The organism is Klebsiella sp. RHBSTW-00215, assembly GCF_014103785.1.
GTDB lineage: Bacteria > Pseudomonadota > Gammaproteobacteria > Enterobacterales > Enterobacteriaceae > Klebsiella.
Genome location: NZ_JABXQS010000001.1, coordinates 4,574,790 through 4,598,478, shown reverse-complemented (window position 1 = coordinate 4,598,478; position 23,689 = coordinate 4,574,790). Strand labels below are relative to the sequence as shown.

Annotated in this window: 21 protein-coding genes and 2 pseudogenes; 14 read left to right on the top strand and 9 right to left on the bottom strand. The window is 49.7% G+C overall.

What is annotated here, in order from left to right; translation table 11 throughout:
• From hydA to HV127_RS21810, 3 genes are read left to right on the top strand one after another with little or no spacing between them, the layout of a single operon-like run.
• Nucleotides 1–1,437, top strand: coding sequence for a dihydropyrimidinase (gene hydA, locus HV127_RS21820; RefSeq protein WP_182238699.1), 1,437 nt, complete (start codon nt 1–3; stop codon nt 1,435–1,437).
• A complete protein-coding gene (locus tag HV127_RS21815) occupies nt 1,434–2,180 on the top strand; it encodes a fumarylacetoacetate hydrolase family protein (RefSeq protein WP_182238697.1) in 747 nt (248 codons plus the stop codon). Before hydA ends, HV127_RS21815 begins: the two co-directional genes overlap by 4 nt.
• A gap of 27 nt (nt 2,181–2,207) precedes the next feature.
• On the top strand, nt 2,208–3,086 hold the full coding sequence (locus HV127_RS21810) for an NAD(P)-dependent oxidoreductase (RefSeq protein WP_182238695.1): 879 nt from the start codon (nt 2,208–2,210) through the stop codon (nt 3,084–3,086).
• 223 nt (nt 3,087–3,309) lie between these two features.
• Here HV127_RS21810 and HV127_RS21805 read toward each other — a convergent pair whose 3' ends face one another.
• From HV127_RS21805 to HV127_RS21795, 3 genes are all read right to left on the bottom strand, one after another.
• On the bottom strand, nt 3,310–3,471 hold the full coding sequence (locus HV127_RS21805; RefSeq protein WP_139539747.1) for a YqaE/Pmp3 family membrane protein: 162 nt from the start codon (nt 3,469–3,471) through the stop codon (nt 3,310–3,312).
• Nucleotides 3,472–3,744: 273 nt separating this feature from the next.
• The gene (locus HV127_RS21800; protein ID WP_182238693.1) at nt 3,745–4,629 is read right to left on the bottom strand and encodes an SDR family oxidoreductase; all 885 of its coding nucleotides are present in this window, start codon (nt 4,627–4,629) and stop codon (nt 3,745–3,747) included.
• Between the two features lie 115 nt (nt 4,630–4,744).
• Nucleotides 4,745–5,272: a GNAT family N-acetyltransferase gene (locus HV127_RS21795; RefSeq protein WP_139539749.1), complete on the bottom strand. Its 528-nt coding sequence runs from the start codon at nt 5,270–5,272 to the stop codon at nt 4,745–4,747.
• 429 nt (nt 5,273–5,701) lie between these two features.
• Between HV127_RS21795 and HV127_RS21790 the strand changes: the two genes are divergently transcribed.
• A complete protein-coding gene (locus HV127_RS21790; protein ID WP_001567368.1) occupies nt 5,702–7,105 on the top strand; it encodes an ISNCY-like element ISKpn21 family transposase in 1,404 nt (467 codons plus the stop codon).
• Nucleotides 7,106–7,133: 28 nt separating this feature from the next.
• On the opposite strand, the gene HV127_RS21785 is transcribed toward HV127_RS21790, so the two are convergent.
• A complete protein-coding gene (locus HV127_RS21785) occupies nt 7,134–7,766 on the bottom strand; it encodes a hypothetical protein (RefSeq protein ID WP_001567369.1) in 633 nt (210 codons plus the stop codon).
• A gap of 218 nt (nt 7,767–7,984) precedes the next feature.
• Here HV127_RS21785 and HV127_RS21780 point away from each other — a divergent pair, with 218 nt between their 5' ends.
• On the top strand, nt 7,985–9,388 hold the full coding sequence (locus HV127_RS21780) for an ISNCY-like element ISKpn21 family transposase (RefSeq protein WP_001567368.1): 1,404 nt from the start codon (nt 7,985–7,987) through the stop codon (nt 9,386–9,388).
• Between the two features lie 28 nt (nt 9,389–9,416).
• Here the strand turns inward: HV127_RS21780 and HV127_RS21775 are convergent, their stop codons facing one another.
• Nucleotides 9,417–10,049, bottom strand: a complete 633-nt coding sequence (locus tag HV127_RS21775) for a hypothetical protein (protein WP_001567369.1) — start codon at nt 10,047–10,049, stop codon at nt 9,417–9,419.
• 218 nt (nt 10,050–10,267) lie between these two features.
• Here HV127_RS21775 and HV127_RS21770 point away from each other — a divergent pair, with 218 nt between their 5' ends.
• Nucleotides 10,268–11,671: an ISNCY-like element ISKpn21 family transposase gene (locus HV127_RS21770; protein ID WP_001567368.1), complete on the top strand. Its 1,404-nt coding sequence runs from the start codon at nt 10,268–10,270 to the stop codon at nt 11,669–11,671.
• Between the two features lie 28 nt (nt 11,672–11,699).
• Here HV127_RS21770 and HV127_RS21765 read toward each other — a convergent pair whose 3' ends face one another.
• Nucleotides 11,700–12,332, bottom strand: coding sequence for a hypothetical protein (locus HV127_RS21765; RefSeq protein ID WP_182240766.1), 633 nt, complete (start codon nt 12,330–12,332; stop codon nt 11,700–11,702).
• A 247-nt stretch (nt 12,333–12,579) separates the two neighbouring features.
• Here HV127_RS21765 and HV127_RS21760 point away from each other — a divergent pair.
• The 3 genes and pseudogenes from HV127_RS21760 to HV127_RS21750 form a co-directional block, all read left to right on the top strand.
• Nucleotides 12,580–12,996: pseudogene (locus tag HV127_RS21760) on the top strand (helix-turn-helix domain-containing protein); the annotation flags it as partial.
• A 159-nt stretch (nt 12,997–13,155) separates the two neighbouring features.
• Entirely contained in the window at nt 13,156–14,178 is a 1,023-nt protein-coding gene (locus HV127_RS21755; protein ID WP_000156884.1) for an IS110-like element IS5708 family transposase, read from the top strand.
• A 334-nt stretch (nt 14,179–14,512) separates the two neighbouring features.
• Entirely contained in the window at nt 14,513–15,517 is a 1,005-nt protein-coding gene (locus HV127_RS21750) for an IS110-like element IS4321 family transposase (RefSeq protein WP_000427620.1), read from the top strand.
• A gap of 333 nt (nt 15,518–15,850) precedes the next feature.
• Here HV127_RS21750 and HV127_RS21745 read toward each other — a convergent pair whose 3' ends face one another.
• Both HV127_RS21745 and HV127_RS21740 read right to left on the bottom strand, forming a co-directional pair.
• Nucleotides 15,851–17,497 carry a thiamine pyrophosphate-dependent enzyme gene (locus HV127_RS21745; protein WP_228727486.1) on the bottom strand — a complete coding sequence of 549 codons (1,647 nt, stop codon included), beginning with the start codon at nt 17,495–17,497 and terminating at the stop codon, nt 15,851–15,853.
• Nucleotides 17,498–17,732: 235 nt separating this feature from the next.
• Nucleotides 17,733–18,677: a LysR family transcriptional regulator gene (locus HV127_RS21740; RefSeq protein ID WP_182238691.1), complete on the bottom strand. Its 945-nt coding sequence runs from the start codon at nt 18,675–18,677 to the stop codon at nt 17,733–17,735.
• A gap of 520 nt (nt 18,678–19,197) precedes the next feature.
• Between HV127_RS21740 and HV127_RS32100 the strand changes: the two are divergent.
• From HV127_RS32100 to HV127_RS21725, 3 genes and pseudogenes are all read left to right on the top strand, one after another.
• Nucleotides 19,198–19,455: pseudogene (locus tag HV127_RS32100) on the top strand (3,4-dihydroxyphenylacetate 2,3-dioxygenase); the annotation flags it as partial.
• A 17-nt stretch (nt 19,456–19,472) separates the two neighbouring features.
• Entirely contained in the window at nt 19,473–20,846 is a 1,374-nt protein-coding gene (hpaX, locus tag HV127_RS21730; protein WP_182238689.1) for a 4-hydroxyphenylacetate permease, read from the top strand.
• 301 nt (nt 20,847–21,147) lie between these two features.
• Nucleotides 21,148–21,294: a fimbrial protein gene (locus HV127_RS21725; protein ID WP_182238687.1), complete on the top strand. Its 147-nt coding sequence runs from the start codon at nt 21,148–21,150 to the stop codon at nt 21,292–21,294.
• Nucleotides 21,295–21,449: 155 nt separating this feature from the next.
• On the opposite strand, the gene HV127_RS21720 is transcribed toward HV127_RS21725, so the two are convergent.
• On the bottom strand, nt 21,450–22,010 hold the full coding sequence (locus HV127_RS21720) for a nucleotidyltransferase family protein (RefSeq protein WP_182240762.1): 561 nt from the start codon (nt 22,008–22,010) through the stop codon (nt 21,450–21,452).
• 183 nt (nt 22,011–22,193) lie between these two features.
• Between HV127_RS21720 and HV127_RS21715 the strand changes: the two genes are divergently transcribed.
• Nucleotides 22,194–23,045 carry a MurR/RpiR family transcriptional regulator gene (locus HV127_RS21715; protein ID WP_112214918.1) on the top strand — a complete coding sequence of 284 codons (852 nt, stop codon included), beginning with the start codon at nt 22,194–22,196 and terminating at the stop codon, nt 23,043–23,045.
• A gap of 208 nt (nt 23,046–23,253) precedes the next feature.
• Nucleotides 23,254–23,685: a PTS sugar transporter subunit IIA gene (locus tag HV127_RS21710; protein WP_182238685.1), complete on the top strand. Its 432-nt coding sequence runs from the start codon at nt 23,254–23,256 to the stop codon at nt 23,683–23,685.
• Nucleotides 23,686–23,689: the final 4 nt, after the last annotated feature.

Genomic DNA, 23,689 nt, shown 5'->3' with positions numbered 1-23,689 from the left:
ATGCAACCGTTCGATACCGTAATTCGCCGTGCTCGAGTCGTGACCGCCGCGGATATATTCACCAGTGATATTGGTATTATTGATGGGCGTATCGCCGCGTTGGGTATGGAGTTGCCGCCGGGTAAATGCGAGATTGATGCTGCCGGGCGCTATGTGACGCCAGGAGGGATAGACAGTCATGTGCACTTAGACCAGCCGAGCGAGGATGGGGCGGTGATGGCTGATGATTTTCTCAGCGGCACGCTCTCGGCCGCATGCGGTGGAACGACGACCGTCATTCCATTTGCCTGCCAGCAAAAGGGAGGTTCGTTGCGCGAGGCCGTCGAAGATTACCATCGCCGGGTAGGTGATAAACCGGTGATAGATTACGCCTTCCACCTGATTGTGACGGACCCAACGCCCGATGTGCTGGAAAATGAACTACCGGCGCTGATCGCCGAGGGGTACACCTCGTTTAAAATCTATATGACCTACGATGCGCTTAAGCTAGGCGACCGGCAGATTCTTGAAACGCTGTCGCTGGCACGTCGTGAAGGCGCGATGGTGATGCTACATGCTGAGAACAGTGATTGTATCGCCTGGCTGACGGAGCGCCTGCTGGCGGCCGGTCTGCACGCGCCGCGTTATCATGCCGTCGCTCGTCCAATGCTTGTTGAACGCGAAGCAACCCATCGGGCAATTGCCTTTGCTGAACTGGTTGATGTGCCGATCCTTATTGTTCATGTATCAGGTCGTGAGGCGGTGGAACAGGTCCGCTGGGCGCAAAGCCTGGGCCTGAAGGTTTATGCCGAAACGTGCCCACAGTATCTGTTTTTAACCGCCAATGATCTGGGCTGCGATGACAGCTTTGAGGGCGCACGCTGCATTTGTAGTCCACCGCCGCGGGATGCTGCAAACCAGCAGGTTATCTGGGACGGCCTGGAAAACGGTGCTTTCGAGATCTTTTCCTCAGACCACGCTCCGTATCGATTTGAGGGGCCGGATGGTAAGAAAGCACACGGCGAACAGGCGTCCTTCGATAAAATTGCTAATGGGATCCCCGGCGTTGAGACCCGGATGGCGTTGCTGTGGTCGGAAGGTGTACGAACAGGTCGAATTACGCCGCAGACCTTTGTCGCGCTAACATCAACCCATGCGGCAGAACTTTACGGTCTCTATCCGCGTAAAGGCAGCATTGCTATTGGCGCTGATGCCGACCTGGTTATCTGGGATGATGATCGGGTATTTACGCTGACCAACGACATGCTGCACCACAATGTCGATTACACCCCCTATGCCGGTATGCAGCTAAGTTCCTGGCCCGCGATGACGTTCTCGCGCGGGGACATTGTCTGGGATGGCGAGCCGCGAGGAGAGCAGGGACGCGGACAGTTTCTGGCCTGTAAACGCCCTGGCCCGGCTCAGGTCCGTCGGCGTAAAAGCGAGCTACCTTTATGACTGATGTAGAGCGCGTTGCCGCGCGTTTAATTCGCGGGTGGCAGACTGGATCACGGCAGTCAACAGCAGGATTGCATCTGGTATCTGATGCTGACGCCTATGCCGTACAGCAACGGGTGGCCGATGCGCTGGGGTGGTTTAGCGATGATGCAACAAATATCTGGAAGCTGGGCGGGGCGCCGGGAAGCTCCTCCAGCACGGCCAGGATCCCTACGACGGCGGTGTATACATCAGGCTGGCAGATTCCTGTTGGATTCTGTTTTGCCTATGGTATTGAGGCTGAAATTGTTGTGCGGCTTGGGAGAGACCTGGATGCCGGGTGTTCTCTTTCCGAGGTTTATTCCGCCATCGACGTCTGGATGCCGGGAATCGAACTGTGCGATTCCCGGTGGGATGAAGTGGACGCGCCAAGCGCGCTGTTACGCCTTGCCGACCGGCAGCTTAATCGTGCGTTGATCCTCGGTGAAGCGCAGGCGTTTATGCCTTATCCGCAATGGGGCACGATCGGCGTTTCCGTGCAGGTGAATCAGACGCTACTTGCAGCCGGATGCGGAATTCATCCTTTCGGCGACCCATTGAGTGCGATACCCTGGCTTGCCCGCCATGCGGCAGCGCAATCTCAACCTCTACGCGCGGGGGACTTAATCGCCACGGGCAGCTGGAACGGGTTGTACTGGGCTCCGGCAGCAGCAAGTATCGCGGTGAACTTTGCCAGTGCAGACCCCGTGCTGCTGCTAACATAATCCGAATTAACAACGTATCAGGAATAAATGATGAACTTACCAAAGGTTACGGTGCTGGGATTGGGTGCTATGGGACATGCATTTGCCAGTAACTTGCTGAAAAGAGGTTTTACCGTCGCCGCATGGAACCGCTCTCCGGGGCGAGGGGAAGATCTAGAGGCTTATGGTTTGACGTGCTATGCGCAGCCCCAGCAGGCCGTATCGGACGCCGATGTTATTATCAGCATGCTGAGTGATGCCGAAGCCACGCTTTCGGTGCTGGCTGAGATCGCCCCGGCCTGTAAGTCGCAGGCAATTTATTGCCAGATGGGGACTATTGGCGTACAGGAAACCCTTCAGGCTATTGACTTGCTCAAGCAGATCCAGCCAGCGATGCAGTTTGTCGATGCGCCGGTTTCCGGTACTAAAGCGCCAGCAGAGAACGCACAAATTCTGGTTCTCGCCAGTGGAGAGCAGGAAAAGTGTGCCGCCGTTGAGCAGGTTTTTGCTGCCATTTCGCGTGGTACGCAGTGGTTTGGCGCTGCGGGTAACAGCCAGAAAATGAAGTTAGTACTGAACGCGTGGCTAATTTCGATGATGCAAGGGGTCGCCGAGAGTACGCTTTTAGCAAAAAATCTTGGCTTCAGCCCAGAGCAGTTCTGGAGCGCGCTAGAGGGCGGTCCGCTGGCCGCGCCGTATGTTAAAGTAAAACTGGACGCTATCGCAAAACATCAATATGCGCCGCAAATGCAGCTCGTGCATGCACTGAAGGATGCGAAGCTGGCGCTAGCGCTGGCTTCTCCAGCGACAATGCCGGTGCTGGATAAAATTGCCGATATCTGGCAAAAAGCGGCGGAAGAAGGGTTTGCGGCGCAGGATCTGTCATCGGTTTACCGGTGGCTGGAGAGTCAGTCTCCAGAAGCTTAGTTTGACAGGTGATTGCCGTCTTTGCAGGGAGGAGAGGAGGCGGCAATGTTTTTTAGGCAAGATGCTTATATTTCGCTTATTTTAGTCGTTTCACAAACATGTGAATGTTCAGGTATAATATCTTGATTGTTTGTCCAGGAGCGATTACCGCTCCCGGTGTAAGAATAGCAGGGCTTTTAAATCACAAAATTCGAAAAATAATATCCCTCTTCAACACGCATCATTAAGTATTCTTGGTCTGAACCCAAAAGGCATGAATTAACCCAGGAATGTACCCTAAAAGCGTCAGGATAATATTAAGGATAAATGCCCAGCCAAACCCTTTACCCAGCAGAACGCCTAACGGAGGTAGAATAATTGTCAAAACAATTCGCCAGAAACCCATAATATCTCCCTATGTAGTTAGTCATTTAATAATTATTTTAGCCGCTTCGCTTAGTTTTGCAACCTGTCTATTTAATTATAGCTCGGACTCGCTCACACCAGGTTGATGAGAGTATGTGTTATAAGTTTGATATCAGAAAAAACCTAAATAATAGTAAAAATAGATGTTACAGTAAAAATACACACATAAAAGGATCCTTACAGGCCAATTTTTTGTTCCAGAAGAATCGCTGCGGTATCGTTGGGATGCTGCACCGCAGCGACAATATTTCGGTTATGCTACTCCAGTGCCACCATCTGAGCACCAGACTTGACCGGAAGAGTAAGAACTACTGTCCGAGGCAAACAGAACATAAAGAGGCGCAATCTCTACGGGCTGACCTGGTCTACCAAGGGGTGTGTCCTCCCCAAATTGCTGAACCTTATCCTGTGGTTGTCCGCCGCTTGACTGAAGCGGTGTCCAGTATGGACCTGGAGCAACAGCATTAACGCGGATACCGCGAGAACCTAACTGTTTTGCCAAAGATTTGGTAAACGCAACGTTGCATGCCTTCGTCTGGGCGTAATCCAACAGAATCTCGCTGGGTTTAAATGCCTGGACTGATGATGTATTGATGATAACAGCCCCTTTAGTCATATGACGAAGCGCTGCTTTGGTAATCCAGAAAGGAGCGTAGACGTTTGTTTTAAAAGTGGCATCAAACGCGGCAGTGCTTAACTCTTCAATAGATTCACAATACTGCTGTCTTCCAGCATTGTTGACCAGAATATCCAACCCGCCAAGTTCTGCTACCGCCTTTTCAACCAACGTATCACAAAATGATTCAATACGAATATCGCCAGGGATCGCTACCGCTTTCCGGCCCTCAGCTTGTATTAGGGCAATAACGGCAGCCGCGTCGGACTCTTCTTGCGGGAGGTATCCAATTGCAACATCAGCACCTTCACGGGCATAAGCAATGGCAACAGCCCGACCAATACCGGAATCCCCCCCGGTAATCAATGCTTTTTTTCCGCTGAGTTTTCCTGAGCCGATATAGCTTGTCTCTCCGTGATCGGGCAGAGGCTTCATTTCAGATGCTAACCCTGGGGTCTGCTGCGGTTGTTCCACAAACGGTGGACGAGGGTAATGTAGCATTGAGTTATTTCCTGATGTCATACCAGCCTCCTTAACAAATGAAATGTAATATTAGTCACTCGCAGCGATTAGGTGATCAAAAAATCCAAATTCAGAATAATTAACGCTTTAAAGTCAGTGATTATTTACCTGTTCATCAAATCAACATATAATACCAGAACAGCGCAATCTCATCTTTTTCAGGCAATGCTTTATAGAGATAACGATCGTATCCACCTAAAGAAAATCCATAATTTCTGTAGAATAAACATGCGGGAACATTGACGTTTTGCGTCTCAAGCTTTAAGCCTGCAGCGTTCATACTTCGGGCCCAGACATGAGCAGCAGACATCAGTTTGTTAGCCGTGCCGCATCTGCGTTTAGAACTTTCTATGGCGATGTAATCAACTGAGACAAATTTATTCCAACTCAGTGAGGCAGTGATAAATCCCGCAATTTCATGGTGTTCAGTCTCAGCAATGAGAAATATTGAATCCGAATTAATACAATGATTTTCCAAAGTCTGAATATCGAGTTCATAAGTTTTGATGTACGAACTTACTAGTGGTTCAATTAACAAATCGTTATTTATAAAAGGTGCGCTGGCGGCATGAGTAATGGTGAATGAAAAATCACAACATTCCAAGCGTACAAGATCCGTTTTTAATCCTTTTCGAATATGCATAGTATTCCTTGTGTTAGTGTGTTCCATTAATCATAGACAACATTGTTAAAAACAAAAGGTTCTCGCATCGCACCAGAAACATTGGGAGGCAGAATTCATTTCCATCTTAGGATATGGGAGAAGGCGATGAGCCTGAGCGAGCTTCATACGAGGCCAGATATCGCGCGCAACGTAATTTCAATAGTGATCGTTCCAGGATGATATCAACATCAGATTTCAACAGGGCAATCTGATAAAAGAGACATCTGAAAGACTGCAGGGATGAGGGAGACTAACATGGATTAAAAGCTTAAGGCCTAATTTAACATAATATACATTATGCGCACTGAGACTGTAATGGCTCAATAGTAATGTCCGCCTGTGGCTCAATTCAGATGTCCGCGCTATGGTAAGCTTCACTGGTCCGTTTAAACTACCGGGAGGCATATCATGAGCGCAGAAAGCTCAGGAGTGTTTACTTTGAAAGAGATCAACCGGATCAAGATTATACAGGACGTCATTGAACGTCGCATCACAACGCGCCGTGCGGCCGAGCACCTCGGTATCAGCGACAGGCAATGCCGCAGACTTCTTGCCCGTTACCGTGAAGGCGGACCGCTTGGTATGGCCAGCAGACGATGTGGCATGCGTGGTAACCGCCAGTTGCCACCCGGGCTCGCAGATCAGGCTCTGGAACTGATCAAGACGCGTTATGCTGATTTCGGTCCGACTCTGGCGCGTGAAAAGCTCGAAGAACTCCACGGACTGTTTCTTGGCAAAGAAACTGTCCGGCGCATCATGGTGCGGGCTGGCTTATGGGTTCCCCGTAAACAACGTGCCGCAAGGATCCCTCAACCACGGTACCGGCGTCCGTGTACTGGTGAGCTGATACAAATAGATGGCTGTGATCACGACTGGTTTGAAGGCCGTGGCCCGGCCTGCACCGCGCTGGTCTATGTTGATGATGCAACCAGCAAACTGATGGAACTGTTGTTTGTTAAATCGGAGTCCACGTTTTCTTACTTCGAAGCCACGCGGCGCTATATCGATAAGCATGGTAAACCGCTGGCACTGTACAGCGATAAAGCCGGTGTTTTTCGTGTTAACAATAAACACGCCACAGGCGGAGACGGGCATACTCAGTTTGGGCGAGCCATGCATGAACTGAACATCCAGACTATCTGTGCAGAAACCAGTCCCGCCAAAGGGCGTGTAGAACGAGCTCACCTCACTTTACAGGATCGTCTGGTCAAAGAGCTGCGGTTACAGGGCATTTGTTCAATGGAGGCTGCAAATGACTTCGCTGAGGCCTATATGGCTGACTATAACCGCCGTTTTGGCAAAGTACCGCGACATGATTTTGACGTACACCGTGCTGTAGAACATGATGAGGACCTGGGGCTTATTTTCACTGTTCGTGAAAAACGTAAAGTCTCAAAATCGTTGACGATACAATATGATAAAATGTTGTACCTGATTGAAGACAGCGAACTGAGTCGCCGTGCAATAGGTAAATATATCGATGTGTATCACTATCCTGATGGCAGAAAAGAGCTGCGCCTGAACGGTACGCTACTTCCCTACTCTACCTACGACCGACTGTCAGAAATCGACCAGGGCGCGATTGTCGATAACAAGCGTCTTGGCCGAACCCTGGAGTTTATCAGTCTGGTGCAGAGCAAGCGGGATAACACGCGCTCTCAGTCAATTCCCGCTGGAGATGGCCCTTCCCGACGACGGCCAAAGCAGGAAGGGAAGAAATCCCAGCGCTCACTGGATAATGATGACATGCTCGAAGCACTCAAACAGCTTCAGTCACGTTCAGAGGACATTTTTGGTAAAAGAGCCCGCTGATGGTACTCACTGGCCGGACAGTGGTTGCTCACCAGTTGATATTGTCCGGCCAGACCCATGATGTATTATTCATTTCGTTCAGCATCTTTATGTCCTGCTTTTCACGGGCATACTTACCCCATAATGAATGAAAAGAACGAACAATACTGATTAACTGCTTTTTTCTTTGCTCCGGAGATAGGCTGATAAAATAGCAGCACCTGCTGTCAATATTATCCTCAATGAAATTAAAATCAGAGTCTGATGCATATTTTACTGTTAGCATAATATCATTCGACGTTGTTCTCTCAGACTCTGTTAATGCTGATTCTATCAGGTATTCAAAGGCATACATGACAGACAGCTGGTTTTTGTCTGTCTGAATATAACCCATTGAGTTTCTGAGTATTGAGGACTGTACCAGGACCAGAGGCCATAAAAGCTCAACACCATAAAGCTTATATGTATCATGTTGATCATACTGATGTTGCTCAACACGACGATTACCTTCCCGTGCTTTACGAATATCATAGGCAAGGGATAACATAAATCCGTCTTTAACTTTAATCAGTGGGCTTTCATCCACGATGTAATGAATGAGTTCATGTAATTCATTCAGGGCTTCTGAATCTCCCCACAGTATAAAACCTGCATTGTTCGGCGTTAACTCGTATCGAAGCATGGGCTCAATCATCCTGTTGTTTCAGTCGGAGGAAAGTCTATCAGTAAAGAGAATGAGAGATCAAAGTGGTCATTTTAATTGAGCTGGATAACGGACATTTCAATTGAGCCTTGACAGAGACTGTAATGGCTCAATAGTAATGTCCGCCTGTGGCTCAATTCAGATGTCCGCGCTATGGTAAGCTTCACTGGTCCGTTTAAACTACCGGGAGGCATATCATGAGCGCAGAAAGCTCAGGAGTGTTTACTTTGAAAGAGATCAACCGGATCAAGATTATACAGGACGTCATTGAACGTCGCATCACAACGCGCCGTGCGGCCGAGCACCTCGGTATCAGCGACAGGCAATGCCGCAGACTTCTTGCCCGTTACCGTGAAGGCGGACCGCTTGGTATGGCCAGCAGACGATGTGGCATGCGTGGTAACCGCCAGTTGCCACCCGGGCTCGCAGATCAGGCTCTGGAACTGATCAAGACGCGTTATGCTGATTTCGGTCCGACTCTGGCGCGTGAAAAGCTCGAAGAACTCCACGGACTGTTTCTTGGCAAAGAAACTGTCCGGCGCATCATGGTGCGGGCTGGCTTATGGGTTCCCCGTAAACAACGTGCCGCAAGGATCCCTCAACCACGGTACCGGCGTCCGTGTACTGGTGAGCTGATACAAATAGATGGCTGTGATCACGACTGGTTTGAAGGCCGTGGCCCGGCCTGCACCGCGCTGGTCTATGTTGATGATGCAACCAGCAAACTGATGGAACTGTTGTTTGTTAAATCGGAGTCCACGTTTTCTTACTTCGAAGCCACGCGGCGCTATATCGATAAGCATGGTAAACCGCTGGCACTGTACAGCGATAAAGCCGGTGTTTTTCGTGTTAACAATAAACACGCCACAGGCGGAGACGGGCATACTCAGTTTGGGCGAGCCATGCATGAACTGAACATCCAGACTATCTGTGCAGAAACCAGTCCCGCCAAAGGGCGTGTAGAACGAGCTCACCTCACTTTACAGGATCGTCTGGTCAAAGAGCTGCGGTTACAGGGCATTTGTTCAATGGAGGCTGCAAATGACTTCGCTGAGGCCTATATGGCTGACTATAACCGCCGTTTTGGCAAAGTACCGCGACATGATTTTGACGTACACCGTGCTGTAGAACATGATGAGGACCTGGGGCTTATTTTCACTGTTCGTGAAAAACGTAAAGTCTCAAAATCGTTGACGATACAATATGATAAAATGTTGTACCTGATTGAAGACAGCGAACTGAGTCGCCGTGCAATAGGTAAATATATCGATGTGTATCACTATCCTGATGGCAGAAAAGAGCTGCGCCTGAACGGTACGCTACTTCCCTACTCTACCTACGACCGACTGTCAGAAATCGACCAGGGCGCGATTGTCGATAACAAGCGTCTTGGCCGAACCCTGGAGTTTATCAGTCTGGTGCAGAGCAAGCGGGATAACACGCGCTCTCAGTCAATTCCCGCTGGAGATGGCCCTTCCCGACGACGGCCAAAGCAGGAAGGGAAGAAATCCCAGCGCTCACTGGATAATGATGACATGCTCGAAGCACTCAAACAGCTTCAGTCACGTTCAGAGGACATTTTTGGTAAAAGAGCCCGCTGATGGTACTCACTGGCCGGACAGTGGTTGCTCACCAGTTGATATTGTCCGGCCAGACCCATGATGTATTATTCATTTCGTTCAGCATCTTTATGTCCTGCTTTTCACGGGCATACTTACCCCATAATGAATGAAAAGAACGAACAATACTGATTAACTGCTTTTTTCTTTGCTCCGGAGATAGGCTGATAAAATAGCAGCACCTGCTGTCAATATTATCCTCAATGAAATTAAAATCAGAGTCTGATGCATATTTTACTGTTAGCATAATATCATTCGACGTTGTTCTCTCAGACTCTGTTAATGCTGATTCTATCAGGTATTCAAAGGCATACATGACAGACAGCTGGTTTTTGTCTGTCTGAATATAACCCATTGAGTTTCTGAGTATTGAGGACTGTACCAGGACCAGAGGCCATAAAAGCTCAACACCATAAAGCTTATATGTATCATGTTGATCATACTGATGTTGCTCAACACGACGATTACCTTCCCGTGCTTTACGAATATCATAGGCAAGGGATAACATAAATCCGTCTTTAACTTTAATCAGTGGGCTTTCATCCACGATGTAATGAATGAGTTCATGTAATTCATTCAGGGCTTCTGAATCTCCCCACAGTATAAAACCTGCATTGTTCGGCGTTAACTCGTATCGAAGCATGGGCTCAATCATCCTGTTGTTTCAGTCGGAGGAAAGTCTATCAGTAAAGAGAATGAGAGATCAAAGTGGTCATTTTAATTGAGCTGGATAACGGACATTTCAATTGAGCCTTGACAGAGACTGTAATGGCTCAATAGTAATGTCCGCCTGTGGCTCAATTCAGATGTCCGCGCTATGGTAAGCTTCACTGGTCCGTTTAAACTACCGGGAGGCATATCATGAGCGCAGAAAGCTCAGGAGTGTTTACTTTGAAAGAGATCAACCGGATCAAGATTATACAGGACGTCATTGAACGTCGCATCACAACGCGCCGTGCGGCCGAGCACCTCGGTATCAGCGACAGGCAATGCCGCAGACTTCTTGCCCGTTACCGTGAAGGCGGACCGCTTGGTATGGCCAGCAGACGATGTGGCATGCGTGGTAACCGCCAGTTGCCACCCGGGCTCGCAGATCAGGCTCTGGAACTGATCAAGACGCGTTATGCTGATTTCGGTCCGACTCTGGCGCGTGAAAAGCTCGAAGAACTCCACGGACTGTTTCTTGGCAAAGAAACTGTCCGGCGCATCATGGTGCGGGCTGGCTTATGGGTTCCCCGTAAACAACGTGCCGCAAGGATCCCTCAACCACGGTACCGGCGTCCGTGTACTGGTGAGCTGATACAAATAGATGGCTGTGATCACGACTGGTTTGAAGGCCGTGGCCCGGCCTGCACCGCGCTGGTCTATGTTGATGATGCAACCAGCAAACTGATGGAACTGTTGTTTGTTAAATCGGAGTCCACGTTTTCTTACTTCGAAGCCACGCGGCGCTATATCGATAAGCATGGTAAACCGCTGGCACTGTACAGCGATAAAGCCGGTGTTTTTCGTGTTAACAATAAACACGCCACAGGCGGAGACGGGCATACTCAGTTTGGGCGAGCCATGCATGAACTGAACATCCAGACTATCTGTGCAGAAACCAGTCCCGCCAAAGGGCGTGTAGAACGAGCTCACCTCACTTTACAGGATCGTCTGGTCAAAGAGCTGCGGTTACAGGGCATTTGTTCAATGGAGGCTGCAAATGACTTCGCTGAGGCCTATATGGCTGACTATAACCGCCGTTTTGGCAAAGTACCGCGACATGATTTTGACGTACACCGTGCTGTAGAACATGATGAGGACCTGGGGCTTATTTTCACTGTTCGTGAAAAACGTAAAGTCTCAAAATCGTTGACGATACAATATGATAAAATGTTGTACCTGATTGAAGACAGCGAACTGAGTCGCCGTGCAATAGGTAAATATATCGATGTGTATCACTATCCTGATGGCAGAAAAGAGCTGCGCCTGAACGGTACGCTACTTCCCTACTCTACCTACGACCGACTGTCAGAAATCGACCAGGGCGCGATTGTCGATAACAAGCGTCTTGGCCGAACCCTGGAGTTTATCAGTCTGGTGCAGAGCAAGCGGGATAACACGCGCTCTCAGTCAATTCCCGCTGGAGATGGCCCTTCCCGACGACGGCCAAAGCAGGAAGGGAAGAAATCCCAGCGCTCACTGGATAATGATGACATGCTCGAAGCACTCAAACAGCTTCAGTCACGTTCAGAGGACATTTTTGGTAAAAGAGCCCGCTGATGGTACTCACTGGCCGGACAGTGGTTGCTCACCAGTTGATATTGTCCGGCCAGACCCATGATGTATTATTCATTTCGTTCAGCATCTTTATGTCCTGCTTTTCACGGGCATACTTACCCCATAATGAATGAAAAGAACGAACAATACTGATTAACTGCTTTTTTCTTTGCTCCGGAGATAGGCTGATAAAATAGCAGCACCTGCTGTCAATATTATCCTCAATGAAATTAAAATCAGAGTCTGATGCATATTTTACTGTTAGCATAATATCATTCGACGTTGTTCTCTCAGACTCTGTTAATGCTGATTCTATCAGGTATTCAAAGGCATACATGACAGACAGCTGGTTTTTGTCTGTCTGAATATAACCCATTGAGTTTCTGAGTATTGAGGACTGTACCAGGACCAGAGGCCATAAAAGCTCAACACCATAAAGCTTATATGTATCATGTTGTTCATACTGATGTTGCTCAACACGACGATTACCTTCCCGTGCTTTACGAATATCATAAGCAAGGGATAACATAAATCCATCTTTAACTTTAATCAGTGGGCTTTCATCCACGATATAATGAATAAGTTCGTGCAATTCATTCAGAGCTTCTGAATCTCCCCACAGTACAAAACCTGCATTGTTTGGCGTTAACTCGTATCGAAGCATGGGCTCAATCATCCTGTTGTGTCAGTCGCAGGAAAGTCTATCAGCAAAGAGAATCAGAGATCAAAGTGGACATTTTAATTGAGCCGGATAACGGACATTTCTATCGGGCCTTGACAGAGACTATAGTAGCTAAATTGAGATGTCCGTCTCTGACCAAATTAGACATGTCCGCGCTACAGTCTCACCACAGCAATCACTGCTTTCAAAGGATGAGACTTATGACGGCATACGGAACGGAGTTTTCTCAATGAACGATGTAAACCGACTCAGGATCCTACAGGACGTTATCGACCGCCGTCTTACCACACGCCTTGCAGCAACCCGGCTTGAGATATCTGACCGACACTGCCGACGGTTACTGGAGCGCTATCGTGAACATGGGCCGCTTTCACTTGTTAACCGTCGTCGTGGCCAGCCTGGCAACCGGCAACTCATGCCGGGCCTAGCTGAGCGTGCGCTGCGCATCATTCGCGAACGTTACGCCGACTTTGGCCCGACATTAGCCTGCGAGAAGCTTGCTGAGATTCATGACCTTTATCTTGCTAAAGAGACTGTGCGTAAGCTCATGACCCGGGACGGTTTATGGATCCCTCGTAAGTTACGGCCACCTCGAGTGCATCAGCCACGCCCACGTCGGGCCTGCACCGGCGAACTCATCCAGATTGCTTGCGTTGAATATCATCCGGAATACCGTTCGTTACGCTCAGTAGATAGCAGTCTGTACAAAAAACAGGCTTAGCGAATGGAAGGGACTTCCCCTAGATATGCGCCTGATTAACTTTCGTGCAATCATAGGATAAACATTGACCCAGAGGGATTCGTTATGACCATCACCACTGTCGGTATCGATCTTGCTAAAAATGTGTTTGCTGTTCACTGCATTGACCAAAATGGTAAAGCTGTTCTGGTTAAACCCAAGGTGTCGCGTGCAGCACTTTCTGAACTCATCGCAGGTTTACCTCCCTGTGTCATTGGAATGGAAGCCTGCTCGGGTGCCCACTATTGGGCAAGATTATTCAGGCAGTATGGCCATGATGTCCGGTTGATGGCTCCGAAATTTGTCTCACCCTATCGCATGGCGGGTAAGACCGGGAAAAATGATGCAGCTGATGCAATAGCTATTTGTGAGGCAGTGCAGCGGCCGCATATGCGCTTTGTACCAGTCAAAGACGAAAGCCAGCAGGCAATGCAATGCTTACATCGGACAAGACAGGGATTTATCCAGGAAAGAACAGCAACGTATAACCGTCTTCGGGGCCTGATATCTGAATTCGGGGTTATTGCCCCACAAAGCACTGATGCTCTGCGTCATGTTGTTTCTGACCAGAAGGAAACTCTGCCAGTACAGGTTAGGCTGTGCATTGATGATCTATTGACACATGTCACTAATATTGAAGAGAAAATCGCCGAATATGACAGGGTATTATCTCGTGTGGCCAAAACAGATCATCGCAGCCAGCAGTTAATGGAACTGAAAGGTGTTGGGCCCACCACAGCGAGTGCGCTGGTCGCCAGTATTGGCAATGCCCATGATTTTAAGAACGGGCGCCAACTGGCAGCCTGGTTGGGGCTAACGCCATCACAATACAGTAGTGGCGGAAAATCAAAGCTTGGCAGGATAACAAAAGCGGGTGATGCCTATCTGCGAACCCTACTGGTCCAGGGAGCCCGTTCTGTAATGGTAGGGGCAGAGAATAGAACGGACCCGTTTAGCCGTTGGGTCTGCTCGTTGATTGGTAGGCGGGGATACTGGCGTGCTGTCGTTGCAATCGCCGCCAAGAATGCGAGGTTGTGCTGGGCATCATTACATTACGGCGATGACTTCAGACTGTATTCAACAACATGAAAAATTTAACTGAGTAGTAACTGAACTGTAAATTGTTGATGGTAAAGGGTTAGACCCCCGTGAGAAGTATCTGCATATCCTACTGGATATCACTATCCGATTAACGAAGGAGGATCTCACGAGCGTCTTTCATCAGGGTCCGAATCACTAGCGATTCAGCATGACCGTTTATAGTAGCGCAGTCTTATCCCTTGCCTTTCATTGATGAACAGACAGAAATTAAAAACCGGCGTTGACTGTTCGGGGAAGCCCTTATAGTAGGATATCTAATGAGATGGTCACTCCCTCCTTCCCGGTACTATGCTGAGGATAGGCTTTCATTCGGAGAACTATCATGGAAAACATTGCGCTCATTGGTATCGATCTGGGTAAAAACTCTTTCCATATTCATTGCCAAGATCGTCGCGGCAAGGCTGTTTACCGTAAAAAATTTACACGGCCAAAGTTAATCGAATTTTTGGCGACATGCCCCGCTACAACCATCGCAATGGAAGCCTGTGGTGGCTCTCACTTTATGGCACGCAAGTTGGAAGAGTTGGGGCATTTTCCTAAGCTGATATCACCACAATTTGTCCGTCCATTCGTTAAAAGTAACAAAAACGACTTTGTCGACGCCGAAGCTATTTGTGAAGCTGCATCGCGTCCGTCTATGCGTTTTGTACAGCCCAGAACTGAATCTCAGCAGGCAATGCGTGCGCTGCATCGTGTCCGTGAATCCTTGGTTCAGGATAAGGTAAAAACAACCAATCAGATGCATGCTTTTCTGCTGGAATTTGGCATCAGCGTTCCACGAGGAGCTGCCGTTATTAGCCGACTGAGTACCCTTCTTGAGGACAATAGTTTGCCTCTATACCTCAGCCAGTTATTGCTGAAATTACAACAGCATTATCACTATCTTGTTGAGCAGATTAAAGATTTGGAATCCCAGTTGAAACGAAAGTTGGACGAAGATGAGATTGGACAGCGCTTGCTGAGCATTCCCTGCGTCGGAACACTGACAGCGAGTACTATTTCAACTGAGATTGGCGACGGGAAGCAGTACGCCAGCAGTCGTGACTTTGCGGCGGCAACAGGGCTAGTGCCTCGACAGTACAGCACGGGAGGTCGGACGACATTGCTGGGAATTAGTAAGCGAGGTAACAAAAAGATCCGAACTTTGTTGGTTCAATGTGCCAGGGTATTCATACAAAAACTGGAACACCAGTCTGGCAAATTGGCCGATTGGGTCAGGGATCTACTGTGTAGGAAAAGCAACTTTGTCGTCACTTGTGCTCTGGCAAACAAGCTGGCCAGAATAGCCTGGGCCCTAACGGCACGACAGCAAACTTATGTAGCATAACGGAAGAAATACACCGGTTTAAAGAATCACTGATCTGGTTTTGCGAATACTGATATTGATGATACTAACGGCCCACCGGCCTGTTGAGGAACCTGTAAAACGGAAAGGCTCATTGAAGCCGTATATTTTCTGGAGGTTCATCAGGCGCGGAACTCATCGAGGCGCGGGAATAAAATCCCATTCAGACGCCGGATAGATTCAAGCAAGCCAATTTATCGTCAAAATCGGTGTTGCAAAAACGGGAGTGACCATAGATTCCGTTTTCCAAGCGGATCCCAATAATGCCAGAATATATTAAATAGCATATTCAGGCTTCCCTGCCCTTGTCTCTCGTCAATCATTAAACTGCGGGTGGAGAAATTTCCACGGGCTGCTGTCGCTGCCGCGCGCTACCGCTACTTCAATTAACACCGGTTTATCGGCGGCGAATGCTTGTTCCAGCGCCTGGCGCAGCATTTGCGGCGTAGTGACGCGTATCCCCTGCACGCCGAAAGCTTCAGCGAACTTCACGAAATCCGGATTTACCAACTCAGAACCAATAAAACGGCCGGCGAAGCTCTGCTGCTGATCGCGGTAAACATTGCCATAAGACTGGTTATTGAATACCACGGTGACCAGATTAATGTTGTACTGTACTGCCGTTGCCAGCTCCTGAGCGGCAAACATAAAACCGCCATCGCCGCAGACAGACAATACCGCTATGCCGGGATTGGCTACTTTAACCCCCAGCGCCGTCGGGAAGCCGTAACCGAGAGTTCCCTGATAGCCGGAGGAAATAAAAGTGCGTGGCTGGTACATCGGTAAACCAAAGATAGCGGTAAATCCGACCTGTGATACCTCGTCAATGAAGATCCCATCGCGCGGCAGTACTTCGCGAATTGCCTGTAAATAACTGACCTGCGGCTGGATTTTCTTAATGGCTGCGGCGGCGATTTCTTTGGTTTCCGCCAGCATCTGGTCGCGTCGCGGCGGTGTCCCGGTTGCGCTAACGGCGCTAATCAATGCCCGGGCGCCGTCAGACGCATCGCTGATGATATTGATATCCGCCTTCAGGCGTCGCACTTCGCCGGCATCAATATCAATGCGAATAATTTTCAGCCCCTGAGGACGGTAATTCCAGCGAATATCCAGCAGCTCAAAGCGTGAACCGATCACAATCGCCACATCGGTCTGCGGCCAGAGGCGCGCCCCGGAAACCACGTTGAACCCAAGCGGATGATCGTCAGCCATAATCCCCCGGCCGCCGCGGAAACTGACCACCGGCGCGCCAAGAGTTTCGGCCAGCTCCCTCACCTCCGGCGCTGCATCTGAAGCACCGCTGCCGACAAATATCATCGGCGCCCGGCAGTTCTGGAGAAGTTTCGCTGCCGCGTCGATAGCATCAGTATCTACCGGCGGTTTCGGTTTCCGCGCCAGCGGCGCAACACCATCCACCCGCGCCGTACGGGTGAAGAAATCCCATCCCGCCTGTAGCGCCACCATCCCTTGTCTGCCGGATGTCATCTCCTGAAACGCGCGGGCAACCAGCCACGGCGCGTCGCAGGGCTGCTCAATGTGGGCACTCCATTTTCCGATATGGCCGAGGATATCAAGCTGACGTGGTAGCTCATGTAGCTGACCGCGCCCACGGTCTTTGTAAGCCGATTCGACATCGCCAGTCAGAGCCAGTACCGGCGCGTTACAGCCGTGGGCGGTTAACAGTGCCGCACTGGCGTTAAGAATACCTGGCCCCGGGACCACGGCGCATACCCCGGGTTGTCCGGTGGATCGGGCATAACCGTAGGCCATATAGGCGCTGGTTTGTTCATGCCGGGCGCCAATCGTGCGAATTGCCTCTTTTTGGCGTGCTAAGGCATCGGTCAGGCCATAAATTTGCGCGCCGGGTAAGGCAAACACAGTATCCACATGGTGGTGTTTCAGGCCATTAACGACAGCATCTCCGCCCGTCATATGCTGCGGCGTATTCTGGTCATTATTCATATTAAGATCCTCATTCATGATTAGCGGCTGGTGAATGGCGTGTAATGCACTTCCCTATGCTCTCTGGCTGATGAGTAAACTCCGTTATTAAATAAATAATCAGGCTTCCTGATGTCCTTTTGATAATTAATTTGCGGCGCTAATGGTGTGGTAAAAAATACTCATCCGTATATCTATTATTACGTTAGCAGTCATCGGCACCGGCGAACATGTCGGTCCGGGAATAGTTGCTATGTCAATATGACATGTTTTGACTCCCGGGATTTAACGACGCCGTCGCCTGACAGTGCTGATAGACAAATTGCCGAAACCACTGATGTTCCGGGGAGTTATGAGTTCGGCGGTGCCAGACAACCCAATAGCGAAAACGCCAGGTGGCGAAATCCAGTGGCCGCCAGGTTAATGGCCGTGTTCCAACACTGTGCTCCAGTAAATATCGGGGGATAGTTAACAGGTTGTCCGATTGCGCGGCAACGTCCAGCGCAGCGGAGAAAAACGGCACCGACAGACGAATTACCCTGCTGACCTGTTGCTGCTTCAGGTAATTATCAATAAAACCGTCTTTATCGCCGCCGCCGCTAATTTTAATATGAGACCAGTTAAGATAATCGCTAAGGGTAATTTTATCCGCGCTGGCAAGTGAGTGATCGCTACGTAAACAACAGACCGGAATATCATCGCCGATGATTCGGCCATGAAATTCCGGCGGTGCATCTTCAACTAGCGTGGTGGCGAGGTCCACCTTACCGCTGGACAGCCAGTCGTAACGATTGGGTTGCCAGGTTATATAATCAACGCAAACCCCTGGCGCGACTTGCCCCAGGTGACGGATTAAGTCCGGCAGAATGTGTGTGGCGACATAATCGGAGGCCGCAATGGAGAACCGGCGGGTACAACTCCCGGGATCGAAGATCAACGGCTGCGCCAGCGAGTCGAGATTTTGTAATATCTGGCTCAGCGGGGCGAGCAGCGCACTAGCCTTATCCGTTAACAGAAACTGTTTCCCCTGACGAACCAGCAACGGATCATTAAAGGCGGCACGATAATGGGCTAACTGGCGACTGAGGGCCGACTGGCTGCTGCCCATGGTCGCGGCAGCGTGGGTCAGGTTGCGCTGTTCAAGAATAACCAGCAGGGTTTTCAACTGGATAATACTCAATGAGGAAAACAGTGAATTCATGCGTTTCTCGCTTTCGCTTATCATTAGTTAAACCACAATGTCCTCATTTTTATCGTAGGCCAATACTATTAACATGTTAATAATCAGGTCTGGATCACAAATCAGAGAAGTTGTTTTTTTACATATTTATTAGATAATCCGTTAATGCAATGAAATTAAACATTAATTTATCTTTGCATCCCTTCGCCCTGCCCGGGTTAATTTTAAATAAACTGCTTGATATCGTCTGGATAAAGGCTTAAATAAATAAAACGTTAACATATTAATAAGGCCATAATAAACCCATGGGCAATGTGTCCGCGGCTGGCTGTGGCCTGTCGCCGTGGTGCAAATTGCGCTGATATGCACATCGATAACCCTGAGAGACCCTACAATGACGATTGAAAATGTAATAGCCACTGTACCGGCACCGGATATTTTGCGCTGTGCTTATATGGAGACACAAGTTACCGACCTGCGGGCCGCCCGCGAAATCTATGTCGATATTCTCGGCCTGACGGTCACCGCAGAGGACGACCAGCATAACACCGGCGATCCGGACAACCCGGTGATGAGCTGGGATGTTCACGACAACCAGCGCCGCGACTGGTGGGGTAATCCGGTGATCGCGAGCTGGTATACCGAAGGCTCACTGGATCTGGATCTGGATGACAACCCCCAGCCGGTCACAGAGCGCAGCGAGCCGAGCGAAATGGCGGTTACTATCGGTGCCGATGGTTTCTCTTACACCCGTAAAGACGATGTTCTGGAAGGTTTCCGGCTCGGCAACAGCCTGTAACGGTCAAGGAGAGAAGTATGTCGACGTTAGCGCAATCTGCGCAGGAGAATCAGGCGACGGCCGATGAACAGCGGGTAATGAGTAAGCTGTTCCGCCGCCTGGTGGCATTCCTGTTCGTTTTATTTGTATTCTCCTTCCTGGACCGCATCAATATCGGTTTTGCCGGGTTGACCATGAGCCAGGATCTGGGGCTGACCTCCACGATGTTTGGCCTTGCCGCGACGCTGTTTTACGTCACCTACGTGCTGTTCGGAGTGCCGAGCAATATTATGCTCAGCCGGGTTGGTGCGCGGCGCTGGATCGCCGTCATTATGGTGGTCTGGGGCGTGGCGTCTACCTGTACCCTGTTTGCCACCAGTGCTGGTACGCTGTATGCGCTACGTATGATTGTCGGTGTTGCTGAGGCTGGCTTTGTGCCGGGTATTCTGCTGTATCTCACCTGGTGGTTTCCGTCCTGGTATCGGGCCCGCGCCAACGCGCTATTTATGATCGCTATGCCGCTGACGATGATGTTCGGATCGATGCTTTCCGGCTATATTCTGGCGCTGGACGGGGTGATGAACCTCAGGGGCTGGCAATGGTTATTCCTGCTGGAAGGGCTGCCGTCGGTGATCCTTGGCGTAGTGACCTGGTTTTATCTTGATGATAAACCGGCGGATGCAAAATGGCTGAACGCTGATGAAAAACAGACTCTTCAACGGATGATGGAAAGCGATCGCAGCGCCAACCGGAAGATGTTGACCTCCCGGCCCGTTTCGCTGTGGCGCGAAATTTTTACCCCGGTAGTAGTGCTCTATATTCTCGCCTACTTCTGCCTCACTAATAGTCTCAGCGCCATCAATATCTGGACGCCGCAAATCCTCAAAAGCTTTAATGCCTCCAGCAGCAATATTACCGTCGGCCTGTTGGCGGCGATCCCGCAGTTTTGCACCATCGTGGTGATGATGTGGTGGAGCAAACGTTCCGATCGCCTCAAAGAACGTAAGCGTCATACAATCTACCCTTACCTGTTTTCCGCCGCTGGCTGGCTGCTGACATCGCTGACCGCACATCCGCTGATTCAGTTGTCGGGTCTGATAATGGCCTCAGCCGGAGCATTCACCGCCATGACGCTGTTCTGGACTACGCCCGATCGGGCGATCAGCGTCGGCGCTCAGGCGGTTGTGCTGGCGACTATCAGCGGCGCGGGCAATATTGGCTCCGGGCTTAGCCCACTGCTGATTGGGGTAATGCATGATATGACCGGGAATTTTAATGCCGGCTTGTGGTTTATGGCTGGGTTACTGATTATCGGCGCGCTGGTACTGGCATATATACCGATGGGCGGGGTGCAGGCGGCGACCAGAATCGACTGCGATAAGCCCGTCGGCCGTCGCCCCTTCTGGCAGTGATTCGCCGCCGGACCAATCACAGCGGTATCGGTCAGCGCAGGGAACGCGCGCTTAACCGTTGTCAGGCACTGTCTGCCGGAGATGGCCCCTCGCGTCGGCGCAGGAAACCCACAGAGAAGAAATCCCAGCGCTCTCTGGACGGAGACGATATGCTCAATGCGTTGAAGACATTGCAATCTCGCCATGGAGCAGGTCTGGGTGACCTGCTCCCTTTTATATCCTTACCGTACAGGTATTCTCTGCCATCAATTCGGTGCAACGGCAAGCCGTGCCGCGAAGCCAATGACATAATTTAATTAACATGTCCAGTGATGATGGCTACGATTCTATGACGGGGCTGAATAATTTTTCCGGCAATTTTATTGCTTCTCTGGAAGCCATTCCGGGCCAGACGGTGAAGTCCGGAACCGTCGAGGCACAGCTGCAAATTATCATGGAACTACAGTAGGTCAATCCTCATTAGAACGAAAACATCTGGATGCTGGTGACCCAGTCAGTTAAATAACTGAACCGGATTAATATCATCAGCAGTAATCATACGTTAAGCCCGGACACACACGTGCCGGGTATTTTTTTTCGTATTCTCAAATGAATGCCCCCTGGCTATGTGGTCGCGATAAACTGCAACTTGGGATAACGCTCCAGCCACCGTTTTGCCGCCACACGTTGCCTGAAAATATTCAGCTTTTCACGCTCAAATATGGGTGTCGGCCGTAGACGTAATTCGAACAGATCATCCAGCCCATAAGGCGCAATAATCTCAATAAAATTTGCCTCCCCCAATCTGACGGCAACAGCCGTAGCAGTCTCAGGCCAATACAGCAACGCATTTTCTGTAGAGAGATAAGGATCGTTGCCGTTGCGTTGATGCATTCTGGCTTGATTCTTCACCGACCAGTTAAAACCTGATGATTGCAGACTAAGCGTCTCCTCAAGGCTGCTATCATGAGCGGAATCGCCATGTTCTGAGTTGAACCAAACAACGTCCACATCACCTGCAACGGGCCTTTGCCCATATCCGTGCAAGCAATCCCAAACGGCATCGCGCACGAACCCGGCTCCGATCCAGCCATCATTGAGTTTTAATGCCTGAACGGTATAAAGAGCGTCCATCCTTAGCGGATCATTTAACAAGAGTCTTTGCAATGCGCCCTGATACTTCATAATTTCCCTGATAGAAAAATGGTCACGAATATTCAAATCTACCTGATGATAGCAATATTACCTGCACCGTGGTTGCCTGGACAACACCCTCACCTTACGTTAATTCAGGCGGTAATTGATTGGCTCAACATCAACTTGTATGATGTTCGGCAACGAAAATTCTACTCCAGTAAAGGTGGCCAGATGCTTGATTTAAAGCTAAGAGAAATTAACGATAGCCTGTCCACCAAAGAGCGCCTGGTCGCTGACTATATTCTGGCGAATAAACCGTTGCTGAAGAGCATGAGCATTCAGTCTCTGGCAAAGGCTAACGATGTGAGCACGACAACCATACTGCGCCTTTGTCATAAACTCGGTTATCAGGGCTTCAGCGATCTCAAAATTGACCTGATTACCTCTTCAGGTAGCCACAATCACGAAAAGATTTTGCAGGAAGACATCAATCTTGATGATTCTATCGAGAGCGTAAACCATAAAATTCAGCTGATTGAAAAGTCATCTATTGACGAGACCCACGCTATCGTTAACGTCGAGCAGCTCGACCAGGCGATTAAGCTCATCCGGAAAAGCAATAAGATCGTTATTTATGGTGCCGGCAGCAGCGGGCTGGTAGGACGAGAACTGGAATATCAGCTGATCAAAATAAAAAAGGACGTCAGTTGCCATCCTGATTACAGCATCCAGTACAGCATCGTAAACACGCTCGATGAACATGACCTGGTGATTATCATCTCCCACTCTGGTGAAAATCTGGAAGGGGTTAAGTTGCTTACCATGGCGCAACAGCTTGGCGTCCCGTCAATAGCCATCACCAAAATGGGTCAAAGTCGCATCTCGGGTCTCGCCACGATTCTTCTGCATACCATCACCAGCGAGAGCGTGTCGCGACTGATCCCCATCCGTTCGAAAATGTCGCAGCTCTCGGTCATTAATATGCTGGTCACTAACCTCTTTGTTCAGCAATACGATGATCGACTGCTGAAACAAGCCCAAAACCGCGCCCAGCGTTTCTATAACCAGAATCACAAATCCTGACGAACACCACGCTATAGCTCCCCTCCCTCGCCTTGTCTGCGATGTCGCAAACGCAATACGGCGATGAATACCTGAAGAGTGATCACCCTCGCAGAATGAATAAATGGGCTTTTGCCCTGTGTATTCGCGCATCTGAAAGTAATAGTATTACTAACATTGAAAATAAATTTAGTAATAATGTAACCTACAAATCAGATCGGGAGAAAACATGCAAACTGAGGTTCCTGTCATTCTGGTCAGTCACGGCCCCTTTGCCCAGGGGGCACTCTCCTGCGCGGAGATGCTCATTGGCGAACAGCACAATGTTGCTGTGGTATCGCTGCAACCTGAGAGCAACATCAACGACGTTCGTGCCACCCTACTGGAAACCTACGAGGAGGTTAATAAGGGAAGTGGTGTCGTTATTCTCGTTGACATGATGGGTGGCTCACCCTGCAACTTAGCCAGTGAGCTATTTCTCACCTACGACGATATCTTATTGTTTTGTGGGTTCAATATTCCGACGCTGCTGGAAGTCCTCAGCAACCGCGATTTGCCGCTTGAGGAGATTGGGGAAATTATCGAAGAAGTTTTTCCGGGGAGTTGTTTTAACGTCGGGAAAACGTTACAGGCAGAATGCACACAATCAACCGACCTGTAGGAGA